Here is an 18,594-nt window from a genome sequence, read left to right as displayed (position 1 = left end):
AGGCTCGTCTGGTCCGCTTGGAATCATAGATGCCGCCCAGCGGCTGCCACTGGACAAGTCGTCCACCGGTAAATCGTCCGCGTGCTGAGCTGCGGGCCGGTACAGCGTGCTTACAAACACGGTCGGCATGACCCTGGAGCAGAGCGGGAGAGCGGCGGTACCAGCCGTGGGCGCTCAGCCGAGCTGTCGAGTTTCGATGCCGCATCGAACCATTCAAGGTCCTGCGGCGGGGGAACAGTGCAAATACGGGACCGGCAATGACTCAGATGGGTCTGAAATTGCCACGCCGAAATCGATTCTGCAGCGGTTGCTGTCATCCTGAGCAGGTTGCCGGGGTCGCGGTTTGGGTCAAGAAGCCGTCATTGACTGTGCTGTCGACATGTCAGCTGGGAGTATCGCTGTCGGTGGTGAAGCAGCCATAGAGGCGTCCTGGCCGCTGTTCAACGTGCTAACTTGCTGCTGCGCAGACAGGTAAATTGGCTCCAGCGAAACAGGATGGTCAACTCGTGGAACACCATCGACAGGAGGGCGCAATTGCGGTTCGCGAGATTGACCCAACGCCGTCCATGTAGCGCCAACAAGGGCTGAGGTATCGCGAACACCGACGTAACCAGGTCCCCAAAATGGCTCTATCCATGCACATGTAACGAAAGTTGTCGCATACTGGGCTAGTGGAGATTCACTGCGGCGGGCCAGCCTTAGCGGGTCATTTCATCCTGCTACGCCCAGCGGTTTCCGATTTCCGGCTTCTCTTGCGACTTAGTCATGTGAGGGGGGCATCCCCTGAAAAACCGGGAGGGGGTGTTCGCATGATCAGTGGAAAAGAACGATGTACACACGAGAACCTGACACGGTCCTAGAGGACCTCGATGACCGCTCTCTGCGGGCCAGGCTAGCGCGCATTGACTGGGAACGCGACCCGATCTTCGTCGCCGACGAGCAGATCTTCAGCCTGTTCAGGCGAGCGCGCACCAAGGGCGACGCGACCAGAATCGGGCTTTTGGCCGAGGCATTCAACGAGCGCCTGCTGGAACGGTCGCGCAAGTTTGTCCTGAGGGCGCGCATCTTCCCCGGGCTCATCGACGACCTCAAACGAGCGACGCACGAGCTTGCCTCCTACATCTGGGAGCAATTGCTTTCAAACGCCAACGACGCAGCGCATGCGGAGAAGGCGTTCGGACAGTTCTTTGAACGGCGGGCCATTAGTTTTCAGCGAACCCTGCTGCCGAAGAAGCGCACGCAGCAGTCCAGCTTGGACGTCGATGAGGATTGTGAAGACGAGGCGGTATCTGCGACCAACGACCTAGAGGAACTGCAAGACCACAACACACCGGACCTTCTCGCTGCGCGGCAGCAGGCGTTCGAACGCGCGAACAGCCGCCTACTCGAAATCCTCACGGAGAGGGAATACGCCACCTATACGCTGCTCAACTGCGCCGACTGGCAGGTCCAGGAAATAGCTGCAGCACTCAAGGTGACCGTTAAGAGCGTGAACAACTACAAGAGAAGTGCGCTCGCAAAAATCGACAAGGAGTTCAAGCAATGACAACGCCAAACCGGAGGCTGTCGCTCGACGAAGTGCTTGACGAGCTCTTCTACTCGGCGGGCAAGCCTACCCCTGCCCAAGTGCTTCGTGTCTGCGAAGCGCACCCTGAGTATCGCGATGACATCGTGGAATTCGCGGCGCTCTGGACTGCTTACGAGGCATCGCCGGAGCCCATAGAAGACGCCTCACTCCCGAAGATGACCACGGATGACGTGTCGCGGCTGCAGAGCTACGTTCTCAATCGCATTCACGAACTTGATGGGAAGACGGCGCAAACCTCTGAACTCGAAGCCACTAAACGCGCCATTTCGACCTTGGCTGGCGGCAAACTGGGGCGGGCTGCGACCGCTGCCGGATTCGCCAGTTCGCTGCTCTTGACCAAGGTGCTCACGACCATCACCAACGTCCCGCCTAGAGTTATTCGGGACTTGGCAAAGCATCTGAACGTGGCTCCGGCAGACCTGCGTCAGTGCATTGGCCCGCAGTTCGCGGGCGCAAGAAACTACAGCTCAAACCGCCAGCCCAATGCGCCTGGCTTGGAGACCTGGGAAAGTGCCGTCCGCTCCCTGCCAGAGAGCGAGGACGAGAAGAAGCGGCTCCTTGGGTTTCAGACGGAGGAAGACGCCTCGTGACACCCTTTCATCGCGCTCGCGAGGAGGCGAGACGGTTTCGGCAGGACCTCTTCGGGAGGGCTGCCGAAACTGGCATTGCCTCTAAAGCAATCATTGATGCCGCCGCCAGTGAGGATGCTGAGGATTTCCAGATTTCGGACGCCAATCCATCGGATAAGGCGCTTGGTGGCGCCGACGCCGTGCTGGAGGTCAAGTTCCGCCAGATAGTTGTCCGCAATGACGTATCAACGGGTGAGCGAGCCTTTCTCGTCGCCCATGAATTCGGGCACTGGAGGCTCCACCACTACGGGCACGAAGGCTGCCACAAGGTTGTCGACACCATACTGAAGCCAGAGGGTAGCGACACGTTCGGTGCCCAGAAGGTCGAGGCCTACGGCGCGCGGGAGCGTGCCGAGCTGCAAGCCAACGTCTTCGCACGCGAGGCGCTGTTGCCCAGAGAAGTGGCCCGGTCCCTTTTCCTGGCCGGCAAGACGGCAGAACAGCTAACGATTGAACTCGACCTTCCCTTAGAGCTGGTCCGTCAACAACTGCTCGATGGCCTGCTGCTACCAGAGCCAGCTGAAGAGGATCCAGAGCCCGCCAAGGTCATCACTCCAACGGCAGAGCAGATTGCGGCGGCTCAGTCCAAAGCCAAGACCTCGCTGGTGAAAGCTGGCCCAGGCACAGGCAAGACGGCTACCTTGCTGCTGAGGGTACAACACCTGTTGGAAGCAGGCGCCAAGCCAGAGGAACTGCTACTACTCACCTTCTCCAACCGAGCGGCACGAGAGCTAGTGGACCGGCTGCAGCAGTTGGGCGTCGAAAAGGCGCACGAAATTTGGGTCGGTACCTTTCACGCGTTCGGGCTGGAGTTCCTGCGAAAGAACTGCGAACAGTTTGGCCTGAAACCCCGCTTCGGCGTCGCCGACAAGATGGCCAATATTGCGGTGCTGGAGCCGCACATCTACAGCCTTGGTCTGCAAGCGTTCAACCCCTTGGGTGACCCACTCGACTGGCTGAAGACCGTCGTGGAAGCTATCCAGCGAGCGAAAGACGAGCTCGCGGACGCCGCCACCTACGCTGCAGCCGTGGAGAAGTCCGCCGCTGACACGCCGGCCGACCTGCTTGTCAAGCGACGCGACGTAGCGAAGCTCTACAGCTGCTACGAGGAGAAGACGAAGGCCAACTCCAATCTTGTGGACATGGGCGACCTCGTGATGCTACCCGCGCTCGCGCTGAAGAACAACTACGACAGCTTCAACGCCAGCGTTGGTCGGTTCAAGCACATCCTTGTGGACGAGTACCAAGACGTCAACCGGGCCAGCGCCCAACTCGTGAAGGCCCTTGCCGCCCGTGCAGAAACGCTCTGGGTGGTTGGCGATGCCCGTCAAGCCATCTACCGCTTCCGCGGCGCATCCATGCGCAGCATCGTCAACTTCGGCGACGACTATCCCGACCACGAGCCCTTTCCGCTCAACGAGAACCGGCGCAGCTACGAAGAGGTCGTACGAGTCTTCGAACACTCGGGGCGTGCGACTCACCCGCTACAGCTCATACTTCCGCTCGACGATGTAGAGCCTGCCCGGGGCGCGAGCGGCGTAAAACCTATCCATGTCAAATGCGCAACCGAGGACATCGTTCGCGGTGAAGTCGCGGCCAACGTAGCCCGTATTCACAAACTAGGCGTCGCATACAGAGACCAAGTCATACTGGCTAGCACTCACAATACCTGTGGCGACACGGCCGATGCCCTGAACGCCGCCGGCATACCGGCTCTCCACCTTGGGGACATCTTCCAGCGCTCCGAGGCTAAGGACCTTCTGGCGTTGCTGCAGGTCTTCATAGACCGGTCTGGTAGCGGCTTACTGCGCATCTCGCGTCTGCCGGGCCTAGAGATGCCAGCGTCGGACGTCGACCTCATCCTCACCTGGCTCGACAACTCTCGACCAGAACCTCTGTCCTGGCTAGATTCTCCGCCGCAGGGACTTTCGGCTAAAGGCACGGCTGCCCTTCTGCGCTGGAAGGCCGCCTTCCAAGGCCTTGCGTCGAAAGACTCGCCCTGGGAGGTCATCTGCACTCTGCTGCTCGACCGAACAAGCGTCCTAGCGCCGCATCTGGCTGGCACTGGAATACTCGACATTACTCGGCGCATCGCCCTGTGGCAGCTGATCTATTTCCTGCGCGTTCCCGATGGCGGTCACGTGTATCAGACCGTCGGAAGTTTTATTTCCCGCCTGCGTCGACGCCTGCGTATCGGCGATGACCGCGAGCTACGCGTTCCGCCGCCGGAGGCCGACAGTCTCGACGCGGTAGCTGTCATGACCATCCACGGCAGCAAGGGGCTCGAGTTCGAGACAGTCCATCTTGTCGACATCGACGCCAAGCATTTCCGGATGGCCGCAGACCCCAACCTTGTGCCGGAGTCGCTATTGCAGTCCCTTCAACACCGCGAGAACTTTGAGGAAGAAACTGAAGCCTCGAACAAGCTTTATGTCGCACTTTCGCGGGCACGCGAGCATCTCGTCCTGTATGAAAGCCAAGGCGCGTCCAAGGCGCAATGTGTGAGCGCAATCGAGCACGCTGCCCATCTTCTCCAGTCTGTTCAAGGGTTCGCGACAGCACCCAAAGCAGTCATCGCCAAAGCCAAGGCCACAGGCGGCCATCAGGCTCATCACTGTGAGTTTCCTGGCTTCATGACCTACATGGTCTGTCCAAGAAGCTACTACTACGACTACGTCAAGAATCTCAAGCCGGCATCGGGGCTACACCCCGCGGCCTTGATTGAGGGCGCGGTGATGCGCGAGCTTTTTGTTCCTTACGGAGCCGACCCTTCGGTCGCTGCCGATGATGTCGAAAGGACGCTGGTATCGCTGGGGCACGCCTACAAAGATTCGCTCACTCACCTGCGTGCGTACGCAGATGGTCTGCTGTCCGCAGGACGCAACTTGATACGAGCACAGCGTGCCGCCATGGCCAAACCGTTTCAAGTCACGTGCGCAGGGCTACAAATTAACGTGACGGCACACCGCATTTCAAAGTCTGGTGACAACTACACGATTCACTTCGTCCGCACCAAGCCCTCGGGTAAGCTCGGGCGGCAAAGGTCTGCAATCAGCTGGATGCTGAAATACCTGGCGGCGGCCAACACGAACCTCTCGTTCTCCGCGCGTCTCCACGTACTCAGCACCGGCAAGGAAGAGACGCTGTGGCCGGACGGCCCCAGGTGGAACAACAAGTTCGCCATGGCGGCAGCCGAGGGCCTGCTGGCTGCCAACTTCGAGGAACGCCCGAACCAGTACGAGTGCCCGAAGTGCCGGCACTTCCTGCATTGCCCGGCCTGAGCCGCCCCTACCCACGAGTTTCCGATTTCCAGGCCTTCCTGCGACTTACCCAGTAGGAGCAGCGCATCCCGCGCAGTTCACCTAGCTGGAAAAGGAAGCAGAAATGCCCACCCGCGTTTACATCCAGTCGGAGTTTTTCTCTGACATCAAGTTCGTCGAAGTCAACGATGAGGCCACCGTCGCTGAGCTGAAGCACGCCGTCCTGGCGCTGGTGCCGGCCGGCACGGATGTGTCCGACCTTACCCTCTCGGTCGAGGACGATGACGACGACGCCCACGGCCACGCGACCCACGTCAAGCACCTCAAGAAGGAGCATGGCGTTCGTGTGCACCTCCACCGCTGCAAGCAGATGGAAGTGCTGGTCCGCTTCGGCGCCGAAGTCGTGCACCACAAGTTCCGTCCGGCGACCACCGTCGGCCGCGTGCGCCTGTGGGCCGGCAAGAAGCTGGGCATGGCGCCCGGTGACATCGCCGAGCACGTCCTGCAGATTGCCGGCACGACCGAGCAGCCCGACGTCGACGTCCATATCGGCACACTGACGAAGTGCCCGCAGTGCGAGGTCACCTTCGACCTGGTGCCTGCGCACCGCATCAACGGCTAAGGGGGAGGTATGGCACCGGATGAGGAATCTCTGCGTGCCGACCTCGCGTCGGCACGCCTTCTCTCGGGCGAGGACCGCAAACGCTGGCAGTTCGTGAAGCTGGAATGGCCTTTCGTCTATATCAACGTAATTGCCCGCGACCGCCGCGAATACACGCTGCGCCTGGACTGCCGCGGCTTTCCGACGACGCCGCCCACGGGCACGTTCTGGGACATCTCGACGGATAGCAAGCTGGCATTCGATAAGTGGCCGCAAGGCGGCGAGCGTCTGCAGCTGGCCTTCAAGTCCAGCTGGAAGAACGGCGATGCGCTCTACATCCCCTGCGACCGCGAAAGCATCGTCGGCCACGACTGCTGGCTCGCCCAGTACCCACAGCTCATCTGGAAGCCCGCAAAGGGCATCACTCACTACCTGGAGGTGGTTCATGATCTTCTTCAAAGCCGCGACTACGCCTGCGCCCCTGCTTGATATGCCGGCCACCCTCTGGTCAGAGTTGATGGCACACCTGCGCGCGCAAGGCGCCGGCGTTCGCGAAAGCGGCGCCTTCTTGCTCGGGCACAAGACCGACGCTGGCCGCGTGGTGGCGCGGTTCCTGCCCTACGAGCAGTTGCAAGCCGACTCATTCAACCACGACTACGTGTCCCTGAAGGCCGACAGCTTCGCCAGACTCTGGGAGGTCTGCCGCGACGCTGGCATGACCGTTGTGGCCGACGTGCACACGCATCCCTTGGACCCCGGTCAGAGCCGTTCGGACCGCACAAATCCCATGGTCGCGCTGAAGGGCCACATCGCCCTCATAGTGCCCAGGTTTGCTAAGGGCAGTCCGCGCCCGCATGACCTCGGGTTCTACGTCTACCAAGGCAACCATCAGTGGGCGTCGTATTCGGGTTCCGATGTCGGCCTCCTCCTGCGACTTAGCGATGCTGGAGTTATTCAATGACCGAGTTCAACGCTGATTCCATGCACCGGCTGGCCAAGATGGCCCTGGACGCCGGCGAGGTCGCGTCGCCCGAGGAGGCCGTGGCGCTGTTCTCGCGCTACAGGCTGCGCATCCACCTCGGTCATGGTTGGGTCAACACGCTGGCTGGCCAGGCCTGCTTCTTGACCGCGCTGAACACGGCCGTGCGTGCCTTCCTTGGCGGCGTCGAGGTCTACGGCGACCTGGACCATGCCCTCGACGTCCCGCTGTATCAAGGTCGCAGCGCCTGCGGCGTTGCGGAGGAACTCGGCGCCGCGGTGGTCAACAACGCTACGACCGAGCTGCCGACCCTGGTGCTCGGCGTCGCCCCCGAGGACGCGCTGCCGGCCTTCTGCGTCCAACTCAGCTGGGACCATTGGCGCTTCGAGATTGCGCCCGTCGGCGCTGGCGGCGGGCTGACCTGCGCTGACGACAACCCGCTCGCTGGCATCGGCGCCGCGGCGCTAGGCGTCAACGAGGCCTTCATGCACGTCCGCGGCGACCTGGCCGACTCTGGCCACCGCAGCGTCGGCATGTCCCTCTGGAACCCGTTGGCCGTCGCAGACTGGCGCGGCGACGCGCACAAGGGCCCCGAGCTCGCCTACCTGCCGAAGGCCCTGTGGCTCGTCGGTCTGGGCCACCTCGGCCAAGCCTATGCGTGGGCGCTGGGCATGCTGCCCTACCCGACCGACAGCCGCCCGCACCTGGTCCTCCAGGACTTCGACAAGGCGGCCAAGTCCAACCTCAGCACCTGCTTGCTGCTATGGGCGGCTGACCTGCTCAAACCGAAGGTCAGGGCGGTCGCGACCCGCCTCGAGACTGCCGGCTTCAGCACCGCGCTGGTCGAGCGCCGGTTCGGCTCCGGACATCGAGTCATGGGCGACGAGCCGACTACGGCGCTGTTCGGCGTTGACAACGTGGCTGCGCGCCGCGACCTCGACACGGCCGAGTTTTCGCAGGTCGTCGAGACCGGACTGGGCAGCGGATATCGCGACTTCCGCAACATTCGCCTGCATACTTTCCCGGGCCCGCGCCTGCCATCACAAATTTGGACGGCTGAATCCACCGCGCAAGCAGCCACCGAGCTGAACGACACGTACAAGAAGCTTGCCGACGAGCGCAAAGACATCTGTGGGATGACGCTACTAGCCTCCCGCGCGGTCGCCACGCCGTTTGTCGGCGTACTGGCGGCTGCAATGGCTTTGACCGAGGTGATGCGTCCGCTCCACGGTGGTCTGGTCTATGCCGCCCTGGATGTGCAGATGAAGAGCCTGCGCCATCGTACTGGTGCACCACCCATGACATACCAAGGGCTGCAGACTGCCTTCGTTCAAGCTGCGATGCAGCCGGCGGGCCGGGCAAGGGAGGGAACATGAGCAGGCGGTGCTACGGCCATCCTCGGCAAGACGGCCTTTCCTCCGCGGTGGACGACATGGCGCACATCGCCGCGAAGTTCAGCCCGGTTGGCGCCCTCTGTACCGGCGTGATTGGCTTTGTAGTCTTCTATGCAGCGCTGCCGACCTGCATGTTGGCCTGGACGGCTGAGCGGAAGGCCAGTCTCAAGGGCCCCACCGCCCAGGTCTTTGCACAATTGCTGGACCAAGTTCTGTGGCAACGCTTTATCTGGCCCTGTCAATGGGCCGGAGTCGCCATCCTGCTGATGTGCTCGGCCATCGCCCTCTGGAAGCATCTTGGCCAAGCTGACCTTGATGGCGACGACATGACCCTCCTGAGCGCTGTCTCCAAAGTCGTCAGCCGCTTGATTGGGCATTGAGAGCATCTGGCGCTAATGTTGGCTGCTTGAATGAGCACTATACGAACCGCTCGTACGACGCCTGCTACGTCATTTGGAGACTTTCGCAACGCCCTTGTAAGCTCAAGTTGTGCGCCCGCCTTGCTCTTAGCCTGGTCGCAGACGTTGGCACGGGCAGTGCCGGCGAACTTGCGCCCGTTCAGCCTTGCGTTGATATTTTCTATGGCGAGTGAGCCGCCACAGATCGGACGTTTGCCCATTCAAGTCACGCGTTGCCCGCCACCCGGCGAATTGAGTTACCGCTTTCAAGCACGCTGACTCGCAGCCGCGAAAGGTTGACAGGAGTCTGTCGCTGCGCGCATAAGCTGTCGTTCGGGTATTTGCTTGGCCTGCTCCACGTTCGACTGACTGGTTCCGACGATCAAGCCGCCGGTCAGCAACGTTGGAGTTCAATGAGTGGTGTTGGCGTTTGCTGCCGTTCAGGTACTGAAATGCTAATGGCTCAGATCAGCCTGAAGTAGCCCGCTGCCCCTATATGCTCCGATATATGAACCGCCAAATAGGAGCATTTATTCCGCAATTCGGAGTCGCGGGACGCTTCCCCCGCAGAGCCAACCTCAGTTGTCAAAGCTGGTCGGCCTCCATGACCCCTACGAAGTTCGAGATTTCGATGACGGGCACAGCAGCCCAGATGAAGTTCCTCCGCACTACGACTCGTGGCCAGTCGCGTCCCGTTCGTTCAAGAGCGACTGCAGTCGTAGATCACTTGCATCGAGCGATTGCACACGCCCGTTGAGCAGAACGGTTGTTGAAACACCCGCCTGAACGTTCTTGGTTATGGCGTCACGGACAGCCTGTTTGGCCAACTCTTGCAGTTGGGCGGTAGTCAGGCCGAAGGCTAACGAATGCGCTTTGTTCACATAGTGCAGCTTATGTCGTTGGTACAACGCAGTCAAGGCTATTCCAATTATTTTAGTTCTGACCCCCTGCGCAGAGACGTACACCAATAAATTATGCTATCGCTGGCATGAGACAAATAAGCCCATGGTGATATGCGCAACTAAATAATGTAGGACTGATACTCAATCAATCACAGAACCTATGAAGGATGGGAAAAGCGTTCTTTTGCTCCTCCTGTCGATTCAATTTGATTCCTAAAAACAACGAGGCTCAGCTTTCAATCAAAGAGCGTCATTGCGAAAGTGTTTCCGCTCCCAACGAGCCTGCATTTTTGAAAATGTGGAGCCCACTAGCAGAAGCAGACCGAACAGGCTCATTCCGACAGCAACAGGATTATTAAAGAACTCGGTCATCGTTATATCCGCAATCGACTGTAGAGAAAACACGTTTCAGGAGGCTCTGCTCAGCAGTTTTTGAGAGAAATGGAACATATAGCTGCTACTGCCTGGCCTTAAGGGGCCCGATATATCAACTTGCGCTTTCCCAAATGCTCTATTGGCGTGAAGGAAGCTGATTTTACCAACTCGACACCAGTTGACAGCGTGTACAGCAGAGCCGGCTCATACATATTAGGTTCTTCAGCCTCCCATAAAGCTATGAGATCTTCAAAATGCCAAAATTTTGAATCATGCATGTATCCAGGTGACATTACCCTCACGCGAACCACAATATAGCCTTGCAAAGAACCTTGCTTCACAAAGTCGAGCAATAGGTCTTCATTCGACAAAAAAATGTTCTTCATGCCTCCGCCAATGCTTTCTGTACGGTACTCAACAAAGAAGTATGGTCGTACAAAACTTAGACTAGCTATTGGGGCTCTTCGGCGGGAGACTCTAGCTAGCCCAGCAAGCACACTGCGAAAGTAAGAAATCATTGGTCAAGCAAAATTTGAACACTATAGATTGTAGCCCTATTGTGTTCAAAGTCTCCTAATCGCGGAGATGGAAGCTCATTCAAATGCGTTGAACAATATCGCCATGGCTCTGCGGGTAATCCGTCGCGCACGGGGGTACACCCAAGAGGACTTCTCCTCTGTTTCAAGTCGAACCTACATCAGCAGTCTAGAGCGAGGCACCAAAAGTCCCACGTTGGGAAAAGTGGAGCAGATCGCCACCGCTTTGAACGTCCATCCCCTGACCCTGCTCGCAATTTCATTTGCCACTTCTCCATCGCTAGATGACGTCTCGGTTGTTTTGGCCGAAGTCCAGAAAGAAGTCGCTGCGCTTGGCCTGCCTAGCGGGGGCGGTGGCTGACTGTTGATTTCCCCAAAACTAACCCGCCATTTCCATCTCGATCTGACCCACCCTGGTTCGTGAACTTCATGCTCACGTTGTGGATAAGTTCTTGGTTGTCTTCTCCTTTTTGGTGGGTCTGTGGCTGCTGTGCCGAACTGTTCTTGAACCGGTAGCTGTCGTTACCGGTTTCCAGAATATGGCAGTGATGCGTGATGCGGTCCAGCAGCGCCGTGGTCATCTTGGTATCTCCGAACACATTGGCCCACTCACTGAAGCTCAGGTTGGTGGTTATCACGACGCTCGTGCACTCGTACAGCTTGGGACAGCAGGTGGAACAGCAAAGCTCCTCCTCACGTACGGAACGGCAGGTAGCCTTCGTGATTGACGTGTTGCCCGCCGTATCGTGGGCTGGCGGGTAAGCAGTTCAATGCGCACGGACTTCGTGCTCGATGCACTGGAGCAAGCCCTTTACATCTGGCAGCCTGAGCGCGATGGAAGCTTGATTTGCCACAGTGACCGCGGGTCGCAATGCGCCAGCATTCGGTACTCTGAAAGACTGGCTGAAGCGAGCATAGAGACTTCCGTGTGCAGCAAGGGCGCCAGCTATGACAACGCCTTGGCCAAGACCATCAACGGTCTCTACAAGGCCGAGTTAATCCATCACCGCGCGCCATGGAAAACAAAGGAAGCCGTGGAGTTCGCCACGCTCGAATGGGGGTCATAGTTTAACCACCATCGCCTGCCCGAACCCATAGGGTACGTCCCACCGGCAGAAGCTGAGGCAAACCACTACCGGTAACTCGCCAGTCAGGCCACTGCGGAAGTGGGCTGACTTAAACCAAACAGCCTCCGAGAATCCCGGAACGATTCACCTCGAACTGCATTACTGGCGCTATTGCTTCTAGAGCACTCTCAAAGATGCCTGGGCTGCTGCCGGTTCCGTTGACACCGACCTAAGCTTCTTGAGCTTTCTCGAACTGTACGGGACTGAGATAGCCGAGCGTCGAATGCCGGCGCGTCGGGTTGTAGAAGCACTCTATGTAGTCGAACACATCTGAACGGGCCTGCCCTCGTGTGCGGTACACCTTCCTGGCCGTGCGCTCGGTCTTGAGGGAGCTGAAGAAGCTCTCCATGGCCGAGTTGTCCCAGACCTCACCGGCCCGGCTCATGCTGCAAGTGATGCCTTGTTCATCCAGCAGCTTCTGGAAGTGCTCGCTGGTGTACTGGCTACCCTGGTCCGAGTGATGCAACAAGGCCACCGGCTTGCCTCGCCGCCACACGGCCATCATCAGCGCATCCACCACGAGCTGCGAGGTCATGCTCTCCTGCATCGACCAGCCCACGATGCGCCGCGAGTACAGGTCCAGCACCGCCGCCACGTACAGCCAGCCCTCGGCTGTCCAGATGTAGGTGAAGTCGGCTACCCACTTCTGGTTCGGGCCATCGGCCCGGAACTGGCGGTCCAGCACGTTATCGGCCACCGCGCTGCGCGTGCCCCGGTCCTTGGGCAGTCCACGTCGTCGGGGCCTGGCTCGTAGTGCCTGCTCTCGCATGAGTTGCCGATGCGGTGCAGACCACAGGCTTGACCTTGCTCCAACACGTCGTGCCACACACGGCGCGCGCCGTAGGTGCGGTCGCTGCGCACGAAGCTCTGGTGGACCTGCGCGCCCAGCACTTCATCGCTGAGGCTGCGCTGGCTCCTGGGCCGTGTGAGCCACGCGTAGAAGCCACCCCGCGAGACACCGAGCGCCTCGCACATCAGATTGACCGGCCAGGCCCCTCGGTGTTTCGCCACGAAGCCGAACTTCACATCGACTCCTTCGCGAAGTAGGCCGCGGCTTTTTTCAGGATGTCGCGCTCCATCTTGAGCTTGGCAACCTCCTTGCGCAGTCGCGCTATCTCCGCGTCCTGGGCCTTCTGCTTGCCGTTGCCAGGGAACGCCTCCTGGGGCTCCTCTCGCAACTCACGAACCCACTTGCGCAGCACGTTCTCGTGAACGTCCAGGTCCTTGGCTGCCTGGGCCACAGCCACGCCACGCTCGGTGACCAGCCTGACCGCCTCGAGCTTGAACTCGCGGCTGAATGTCCTTCTTCTCTCCATGAACCACCTCCGGTTTCATCTTCCACCTTAACAAGGTGTCATCGAAACCGGCAGCAGCCCAGCCTTTGTCGTCCATTTTTTTGAATGTCCACGTTACGTGGACATAATTAATATGCGAACAACATAAGAATGCAACCATTTTCCAGCCGGGGTATTGAGTTGAAGCGGCAGAAATTGGTTCGTCTCCGGCCACAACGTACGACGCCAGCCAGCGCTGGCTAACTGGACGTAGCTCCATACTCCTCGATAAACTGAGCCAGCGCTTGGGCCGTTGGCTCTCCCCACAACTGTTTGGCGTACCAAGGCGCAAAAATGCCACGGACTGCAGCGCTATCAAGCCCCTTGTCCAGCTTTAACGTCTTGTTGGCGTTCTGTGACTTGAACGCCTCGAATAGAGCCTTGCGCTCGCTATCGTCAAGTTCTTTGTAGACCCCAAGGGCCTCAATAGCCCTGGCGGCAAGAAATCGCTCCATCACACTGCGACCGCTCGCCTTGCTAGACGAGGGGGCAGCCTTGGGTGATGCCAGTGCAGGTACAGGAGTCGGGTTACGCACCAAGTCCTGGAGCGTCCAGCGGAAGTAGCCTGCTGGGGTCTCCAGCGGGGTCATTCCCTTCGACTCTGCGCGTGCCTCCACCCGAGAAATGGCCGTGCGCAGGAGGTCGTCACTGTGTTGCGCGACCAAGTCGCTGGCGTCCGCTTGGCTGAAACCGAATTTCATCACCCTCGTCATGAGTTCCGTGTCGATGATGGGCGGCGCCGGGAATTCAAGCTGGGCTTGCTTCGTCTGCTCGACCTTGAACTGCAGCTTCTCGACGCGCCGGCCGTTCTTGTGCTCAATCAGTTCGATGTTGATGTCAGTGAGCGCGTTGATTTCAGCGATGGCGGGCCTCAGGGTGTCCCGCTTGAAGTACTTGTAGACGGGCGGTGTCGACTCAGATATAGGATTGCCTGTGATCACACCGTACCAGTGCTCATAAGTCTGGATGAAAGTCACCTTGGATGGATTAGTCGCGTAACGACGGCAGATTTCATACAAAGCAAGGGCAGACCCTGACTTGAGCGAGCTTTGGTACACGATCGAAAGCCGTGTGTAAGTGCTAGGCGCCATCACCAGCTCGTGCACCTCAGGAGGAAAAGCGAATCCAAACCACACCTGCCCTGCATGCTTGTTCAGCCCAGCGGGATTAACCAAGGTGACCGAAGAGACCAGTCGCTCACTCGTCCACTGTCGCTCGTTCTCCATGAGCAGCTTAATGTTCTGCATTTCCTCAAGCTGCTTCTTCAGGTACTGCACATCCTTGCTGTCGTAGGCCGCATCCCGGGCAAGGTCAGAAAGCGGAATCCAGAAGTACTTCTTGGCTGCAGCGGTGTTGATCGGTGCATTGAGCCCAGGAACCTTCATCTCCTGGGCGTGGTACATCATCACATTGAATACCTTACGAGAGAGCAGCGAGAGATTGCCTTCTACGACCCGCAATCCAATAGCCTCATTGGTCTTGCGAAACTCCCTCACATCGCTGGCGTCGATCGTGATGACCTCCCCAGGTTTCGCCTTGCTCTTCCTCGCCATCGGCATCGACCTTTCCTGACCGGTGCTTGGTGCGCGCTGCCATGCGACCGGATCTATCGGTGAAATTTTGGCGCGATTCTCTCACCTTTCGATGGAAGCGTCGAGGGTTCACCTTTGTATCGGTTTGTGGCCTCATCACCTTTTCGTAGGTGATGAGGCAAGCCTACGCTGGGCTGCAGACCGCTCATTCGGCCAACCCGATCATTAGGTGGAAGCTAGCTCGCCAAGAAAAAGTTCATGAGCTCTAGGCGAGTTCAAGGAGCTACCGTGTCGCCCACTCCCCGTAGAAGCTCACCTTTGCGCACTTTGCCCCTGAATCCACTCACTTATGGTCCCTGTTAATTCTCACCATAGATGTTGCCTGTCCCCGGGGGCACTCACCTCTCTCCCCGTATTGGCTCACCTTGGTCCCCGAATCCACTCACCTCACTAGGCGGAAAACCGCGTGGGGCTTAGGTTTTGCGATGTTTAAATTGTATTTAAGGTTTCCAAGGATGTTCAATACAAAGAATCCTCAATAGCGTGGATGCCTAACGAGTGAATTCCAATGCAAAACAGCCAGTTCACCAGAGTCCAGAAGGAATTCGACCATGCCCAATTGCCCATCAGTAGAGCATCATTCCCTTGCTCCCTGTAAAAGCTCACCAGACGAGGTCAAATCGAAAACGACTCCTGCCCCTCTCCCCAGCCACAATCAGAATCGCCTAGATTCATCAGGCCCCCCCGTAAAGGCTCACCTATACCCAATCTTTACAGGAAGCCGTGCGGGCTACGCATAGTGGAACCTCATCCGCGCTGGTCCCTGATGAGACTCACCTTTGTGTGCAAGATAGCTGTTAAATACTCTTCCCTGTGTGTGAGTGCACACATCCTAGATGCTGGAATCTCATTAGGGCGCCATTTCTAGTCCCTGTGGAGTCTCACCTTTGAGCCTTTACATGCCCTTTGGCTCGATGAAGTAGGCATCCATATGGCGCTTTTTGGGAGTTTCGGGGTGATGATCCGCCGAATGCAGACTGCAAACATTTCGCTCCGGTTTCCGGGCCTGGCTTTAGCCCCCGTAAAAGCTCACCTTAATACATATCGGGGTGTTCGAATGCTTCCCCCGGTCCTTCGCGCTGACGATTGCGACGGGTCCCTGAAAAGGCTCACCTTTTGAGGATTGGCAAGCGCAGGTCGCTCTGGCACTGCACTCCGGCGGTGGAGACGGATTGGTAGGCCGACTGCTGAAACAACGGTGGAGCGGCACTCCCCGTAAAGACTCACCTTAGAAAGAAGAAGGGACCGATACGGGCTATCAAAGGTCTCGGTTTAAGGCGGGAAGGACAGTCACCCCCTTTTCGCGTCCCTAAAGAGTCTCCAGTCCGTTCTATGGGCCCTTGGTCCTCTTCGGGAGCATTGTTCGCTCCCTGTAGAGGCTCACCTTTTGGCCGACATCTTGATCAGTCAAACAGACCGAAACGGCTTCTGAGTTCGGCAACGAGTGCTGCCCTCTCCTTTGGATCGGCAAGCACGACCTCAAGTGAGACCTTTCCTGAGTCCCATTCTTTGAGGAATCCGATCTGTTGGCCAGTGTGTTGGATCTTGTATTGGCGCGATGTTTCTTTAGGCTTGCGTTTATCGCCAGTATCGAGTTTTGCGCGTATGGCGCCGACCTCACGCGACGACAGATCTTCTTCGATGATGCGATTTACCAATGCAAGCACTTCTATCTCGCTCACCTTCTTGGCAGCAAGCGTGATCTCATACCCAACGAATACGCCAAACTTCTCTGGCCGATCGCGCATTCGGTCGAGCACAGCAGTCGGAAGGCTCAGCAACGCAATGGTCTTGTTCACCGTCGAGAGCGACACTCCCAAGAGCTCAGCGATTTGCAACTCAGTTTGCACTAAGCCTTTATCAAGCAATTTTCTCCACGCGAATGCATTGTCTAAGGGACTTTGCGCGCTACGCTCCTCATTGAGCACCCAACTCACGCGATAGAGCTCGAGATCACCTTCGTGTGGGCGAATCACCAGGTCGATGCTGTGTTGACCAGCTGCAGCGAGCGCCTTCTTTCGATAGTGGCCATCGATCAGCAAGTAGTCACCTGGTATGGTCGGATGCGCGATCGCAGACGCTGGAACGAGTTGACCACGAGTTGCAATTGACGCCGCCAGCTCCTTGACGATGTCAGGGTCATAAATGTGACGGGCATTCAGTGGGTTTTCGTGCACTCTATCAAGAGGAGCTGCCACAATTCGCTGCTGCGCTGGACCAGTATTTTCAGCGCTGAAAGTCCGACCAGCCTGTGCCTCATCGAGGACGACTTGGGGGGGGGGCACACCTCCAAGGCCACCTGGACGCTCGGAAAGCACGGCATCTGCCGCTGCAAACCGCGCATTTACATCCCGCTTTTCAGCCGAAAGGGACGCTCGCATTGCAGCTTTGCGGTCGACTTTGGAAATCATCTTTTGTCCTTAATTTTTGCGCGAAGGAAGGTGCAAAAGGTGAAGCACTTCCTCTGCCATCAAATCCACCTCTTCCATTGCAACTGTGGCGCGTGGCACTTGATGAACGGTTGACCCCAGAATCTGGGCTTCTCTAAACGCCGCTCGCGAACCTAGGGACGTTTTTAGAAGAGGAAATTCCTTATCTTCCTCCAATAATTCAATTAGCTCTTTGGCTAGTGAAGTCGAGCGCTGGACCATGTTAGCAACGACTCGTGCGACGAGCTCTTCGTTGTTGGCCTGTGCTGCCTCCGCCAATTTTTTGGCAGACTCCGCCGCCCAGATATCCGCCGGACTCGGGACCAGCGGTATGAGAGCCAAGTCAGAGATCAACATGGCCGACGTGGGGGCTGCAGAATTCATTGCCGGTGGGCAATCTACAAAAATCACATCAAATTTATCTATGTGATTTTTTACTTCTCTGTGCATCTTTCCTTCCATAGGAGCAAGACTAATCACAGAAGCTGGAAATGGCCGCTCTTCGGGGGCGGCACTTGCCCAGCGGCTTGCAGTCCCCTGCGGGTCCATATCTACGACAAGTGATGAATATCCGCGAAGCCCGAATGATCCAGCGAGGCTCATCGCAATGGTTGTTTTTCCACACCCGCCCTTTTGGTTAAACACGGTGACCACTTTTGCTGTCATTGCCTGCTCCTGATAGGTTGGCAGACTTTCAGCGCTGAAAGTCTTGCCGGATTCTCCGCGAAGGGGATTGTATCAAACTCAGATGAAATTCAATAACAAATTAATGAAAATGCTGTTTATTTTATCGCACATGCGTTTTTGCAAAACGACTTCTGTGTTGCTTTGATCGTTGCTATGGCTTGACTTTCAGCGCTGAAAGTTGAGTCAGGGGTGGTTGTTGATCGGCCTTTTGGTGTTGTGTTGCCTGGTGCGCGCTATGTTTGGGCGGCGATGTTTTGGTGCGATTGGTTGCGGGGCTTTTGGTGCTGAGGGTTGAAGGTTGGACCCCGTGGGGGAGTGCGTGATCGGTGGGGTGTCGCGGTTTTGTTGGTGCGTAAAATTTATTGTTCGTGCATTGTATTTTTGTAAAATTTCTAATTTGTGTTTTTTATTGAGTGCGGGTGCGAGGGTGAACTTTCAGCGCTGAAAGTTCTGGGCGGTGTGGTTATGCGGCTATGTTCAATGCAGAGCTGGCTTTTTTGAAATGTTGTTTGGATAACGTCGAAATTGAGAGCTTGCGGTGGCTTAAGGGAAGAGCATCATTGGGGCAAAGCCCCGGCGCTCGAGACATCCACGATCGTTTATAACTCAGGTCATCATGTGCATTGAACTGACCGAGGAACCAGATTGCATCGACCCAAGGAGGGTACGAGCACGCTTAGTGATGCGTTGGGCCCAGACCCCGTGGGGCTCGAAGTAACCAACGCTATTGACCCATCAGGGGAAGGCGGCTTCTTGGGGGCTG

14 protein-coding genes and 4 pseudogenes are annotated in these 18,594 nt (G+C 57.8%); 10 read left to right on the top strand and 8 right to left on the bottom strand.

Going from position 1 to position 18,594, the window contains the following annotated elements; all coding sequences use genetic code 11:
- Nucleotides 1-829: 829 nt before the first annotated feature.
- The 8 genes from ACOQFS_RS02460 to ACOQFS_RS02425 all read left to right on the top strand — a co-directional run bounded on the left by ACOQFS_RS02460 (nucleotide 830) and on the right by ACOQFS_RS02425 (nucleotide 8,831).
- Nucleotides 830-1,546 (top strand): hypothetical protein, encoded by a 717-nt coding sequence (locus ACOQFS_RS02460; protein ID WP_421561387.1) that lies wholly within the window; start codon nucleotides 830-832, stop codon nucleotides 1,544-1,546.
- Nucleotides 1,543-2,178 (top strand): hypothetical protein, encoded by a 636-nt coding sequence (locus tag ACOQFS_RS02455; protein WP_421561386.1) that lies wholly within the window; start codon nucleotides 1,543-1,545, stop codon nucleotides 2,176-2,178. Before ACOQFS_RS02460 ends, ACOQFS_RS02455 begins: the two co-directional genes overlap by 4 nt.
- Complete coding sequence (locus tag ACOQFS_RS02450) at nucleotides 2,175-5,498, top strand: UvrD-helicase domain-containing protein (protein WP_421561385.1); 3,324 nt, start codon at nucleotides 2,175-2,177, stop codon at nucleotides 5,496-5,498. The genes ACOQFS_RS02455 and ACOQFS_RS02450 overlap by 4 nt, the downstream gene beginning before the upstream one ends.
- 103 nt (nucleotides 5,499-5,601) lie before the next feature.
- Nucleotides 5,602-6,099, top strand: a complete 498-nt coding sequence (locus tag ACOQFS_RS02445; RefSeq protein ID WP_421561384.1) for a hypothetical protein — start codon at nucleotides 5,602-5,604, stop codon at nucleotides 6,097-6,099.
- Between the two features lie 9 nt (nucleotides 6,100-6,108).
- Nucleotides 6,109-6,567 carry a DUF7665 family protein gene (locus ACOQFS_RS02440; RefSeq protein ID WP_421561383.1) on the top strand — a complete coding sequence of 153 codons (459 nt, stop codon included), beginning with the start codon at nucleotides 6,109-6,111 and terminating at the stop codon, nucleotides 6,565-6,567.
- A complete protein-coding gene (locus ACOQFS_RS02435; protein WP_421561382.1) occupies nucleotides 6,524-7,039 on the top strand; it encodes a Mov34/MPN/PAD-1 family protein in 516 nt (171 codons plus the stop codon). Before ACOQFS_RS02440 ends, ACOQFS_RS02435 begins: the two co-directional genes overlap by 44 nt.
- Nucleotides 7,036-8,433, top strand: coding sequence for a hypothetical protein (locus ACOQFS_RS02430; protein WP_421561381.1), 1,398 nt, complete (start codon nucleotides 7,036-7,038; stop codon nucleotides 8,431-8,433). The genes ACOQFS_RS02435 and ACOQFS_RS02430 overlap by 4 nt, the downstream gene beginning before the upstream one ends.
- A 56-nt stretch (nucleotides 8,434-8,489) precedes the next feature.
- The gene (locus tag ACOQFS_RS02425) at nucleotides 8,490-8,831 is read left to right on the top strand and encodes a hypothetical protein (RefSeq protein WP_421561399.1); all 342 of its coding nucleotides are present in this window, start codon (nucleotides 8,490-8,492) and stop codon (nucleotides 8,829-8,831) included.
- An 89-nt stretch (nucleotides 8,832-8,920) separates the two neighbouring features.
- On the opposite strand, the pseudogene ACOQFS_RS02420 reads toward ACOQFS_RS02425, so the two are convergent.
- From ACOQFS_RS02420 to ACOQFS_RS02410, 3 genes and pseudogenes are all read right to left on the bottom strand, one after another.
- A pseudogene (locus ACOQFS_RS02420) lies at nucleotides 8,921-9,070 on the bottom strand (hypothetical protein); the annotation flags it as partial.
- Between the two features lie 921 nt (nucleotides 9,071-9,991).
- Nucleotides 9,992-10,123: a hypothetical protein gene (locus ACOQFS_RS02415; protein WP_291438078.1), complete on the bottom strand. Its 132-nt coding sequence runs from the start codon at nucleotides 10,121-10,123 to the stop codon at nucleotides 9,992-9,994.
- A gap of 98 nt (nucleotides 10,124-10,221) precedes the next feature.
- Nucleotides 10,222-10,512: a hypothetical protein gene (locus tag ACOQFS_RS02410; RefSeq protein WP_133246262.1), complete on the bottom strand. Its 291-nt coding sequence runs from the start codon at nucleotides 10,510-10,512 to the stop codon at nucleotides 10,222-10,224.
- A gap of 199 nt (nucleotides 10,513-10,711) precedes the next feature.
- Between ACOQFS_RS02410 and ACOQFS_RS02405 the strand changes: the two genes are divergently transcribed.
- Nucleotides 10,712-11,023: a helix-turn-helix domain-containing protein gene (locus ACOQFS_RS02405; protein ID WP_108497338.1), complete on the top strand. Its 312-nt coding sequence runs from the start codon at nucleotides 10,712-10,714 to the stop codon at nucleotides 11,021-11,023.
- Between the two features lie 72 nt (nucleotides 11,024-11,095).
- Here ACOQFS_RS02405 and ACOQFS_RS02400 read toward each other — a convergent pair.
- Nucleotides 11,096-11,379, bottom strand: a pseudogene (locus tag ACOQFS_RS02400) (ATP-binding protein); the annotation flags it as partial.
- Between ACOQFS_RS02400 and ACOQFS_RS02395 the strand changes: the two are divergent.
- Nucleotides 11,374-11,804: pseudogene (locus tag ACOQFS_RS02395) on the top strand (DDE-type integrase/transposase/recombinase); the annotation flags it as partial. The pseudogenes ACOQFS_RS02400 and ACOQFS_RS02395 overlap by 6 nt on opposite strands.
- A gap of 154 nt (nucleotides 11,805-11,958) precedes the next feature.
- Here the strand turns inward: ACOQFS_RS02395 and ACOQFS_RS02390 are convergent.
- From ACOQFS_RS02390 to parA, 4 genes and pseudogenes are all read right to left on the bottom strand, one after another.
- Nucleotides 11,959-13,105, bottom strand: a pseudogene (locus tag ACOQFS_RS02390) (IS3 family transposase).
- A gap of 218 nt (nucleotides 13,106-13,323) precedes the next feature.
- The gene (locus ACOQFS_RS02385; RefSeq protein ID WP_421561380.1) at nucleotides 13,324-14,682 is read right to left on the bottom strand and encodes a replication initiation protein; all 1,359 of its coding nucleotides are present in this window, start codon (nucleotides 14,680-14,682) and stop codon (nucleotides 13,324-13,326) included.
- 1,436 nt (nucleotides 14,683-16,118) lie between these two features.
- Nucleotides 16,119-17,126 (bottom strand): ParB/RepB/Spo0J family partition protein, encoded by a 1,008-nt coding sequence (locus tag ACOQFS_RS02380; RefSeq protein ID WP_108497336.1) that lies wholly within the window; start codon nucleotides 17,124-17,126, stop codon nucleotides 16,119-16,121.
- A gap of 9 nt (nucleotides 17,127-17,135) precedes the next feature.
- Nucleotides 17,136-17,810 (bottom strand): ParA family partition ATPase, encoded by a 675-nt coding sequence (gene parA / locus ACOQFS_RS02375; protein WP_421561379.1) that lies wholly within the window; start codon nucleotides 17,808-17,810, stop codon nucleotides 17,136-17,138.
- Nucleotides 17,811-18,594: the final 784 nt, after the last annotated feature.

It is taken from the genome of Paracidovorax sp. MALMAid1276, from assembly GCF_049198005.1.
GTDB lineage: Bacteria > Pseudomonadota > Gammaproteobacteria > Burkholderiales > Burkholderiaceae_C > Acidovorax.
The sequence above is the reverse complement of the archived record's forward strand: the minus strand, read 5'-3'. Positions and strand labels throughout refer to the sequence as shown.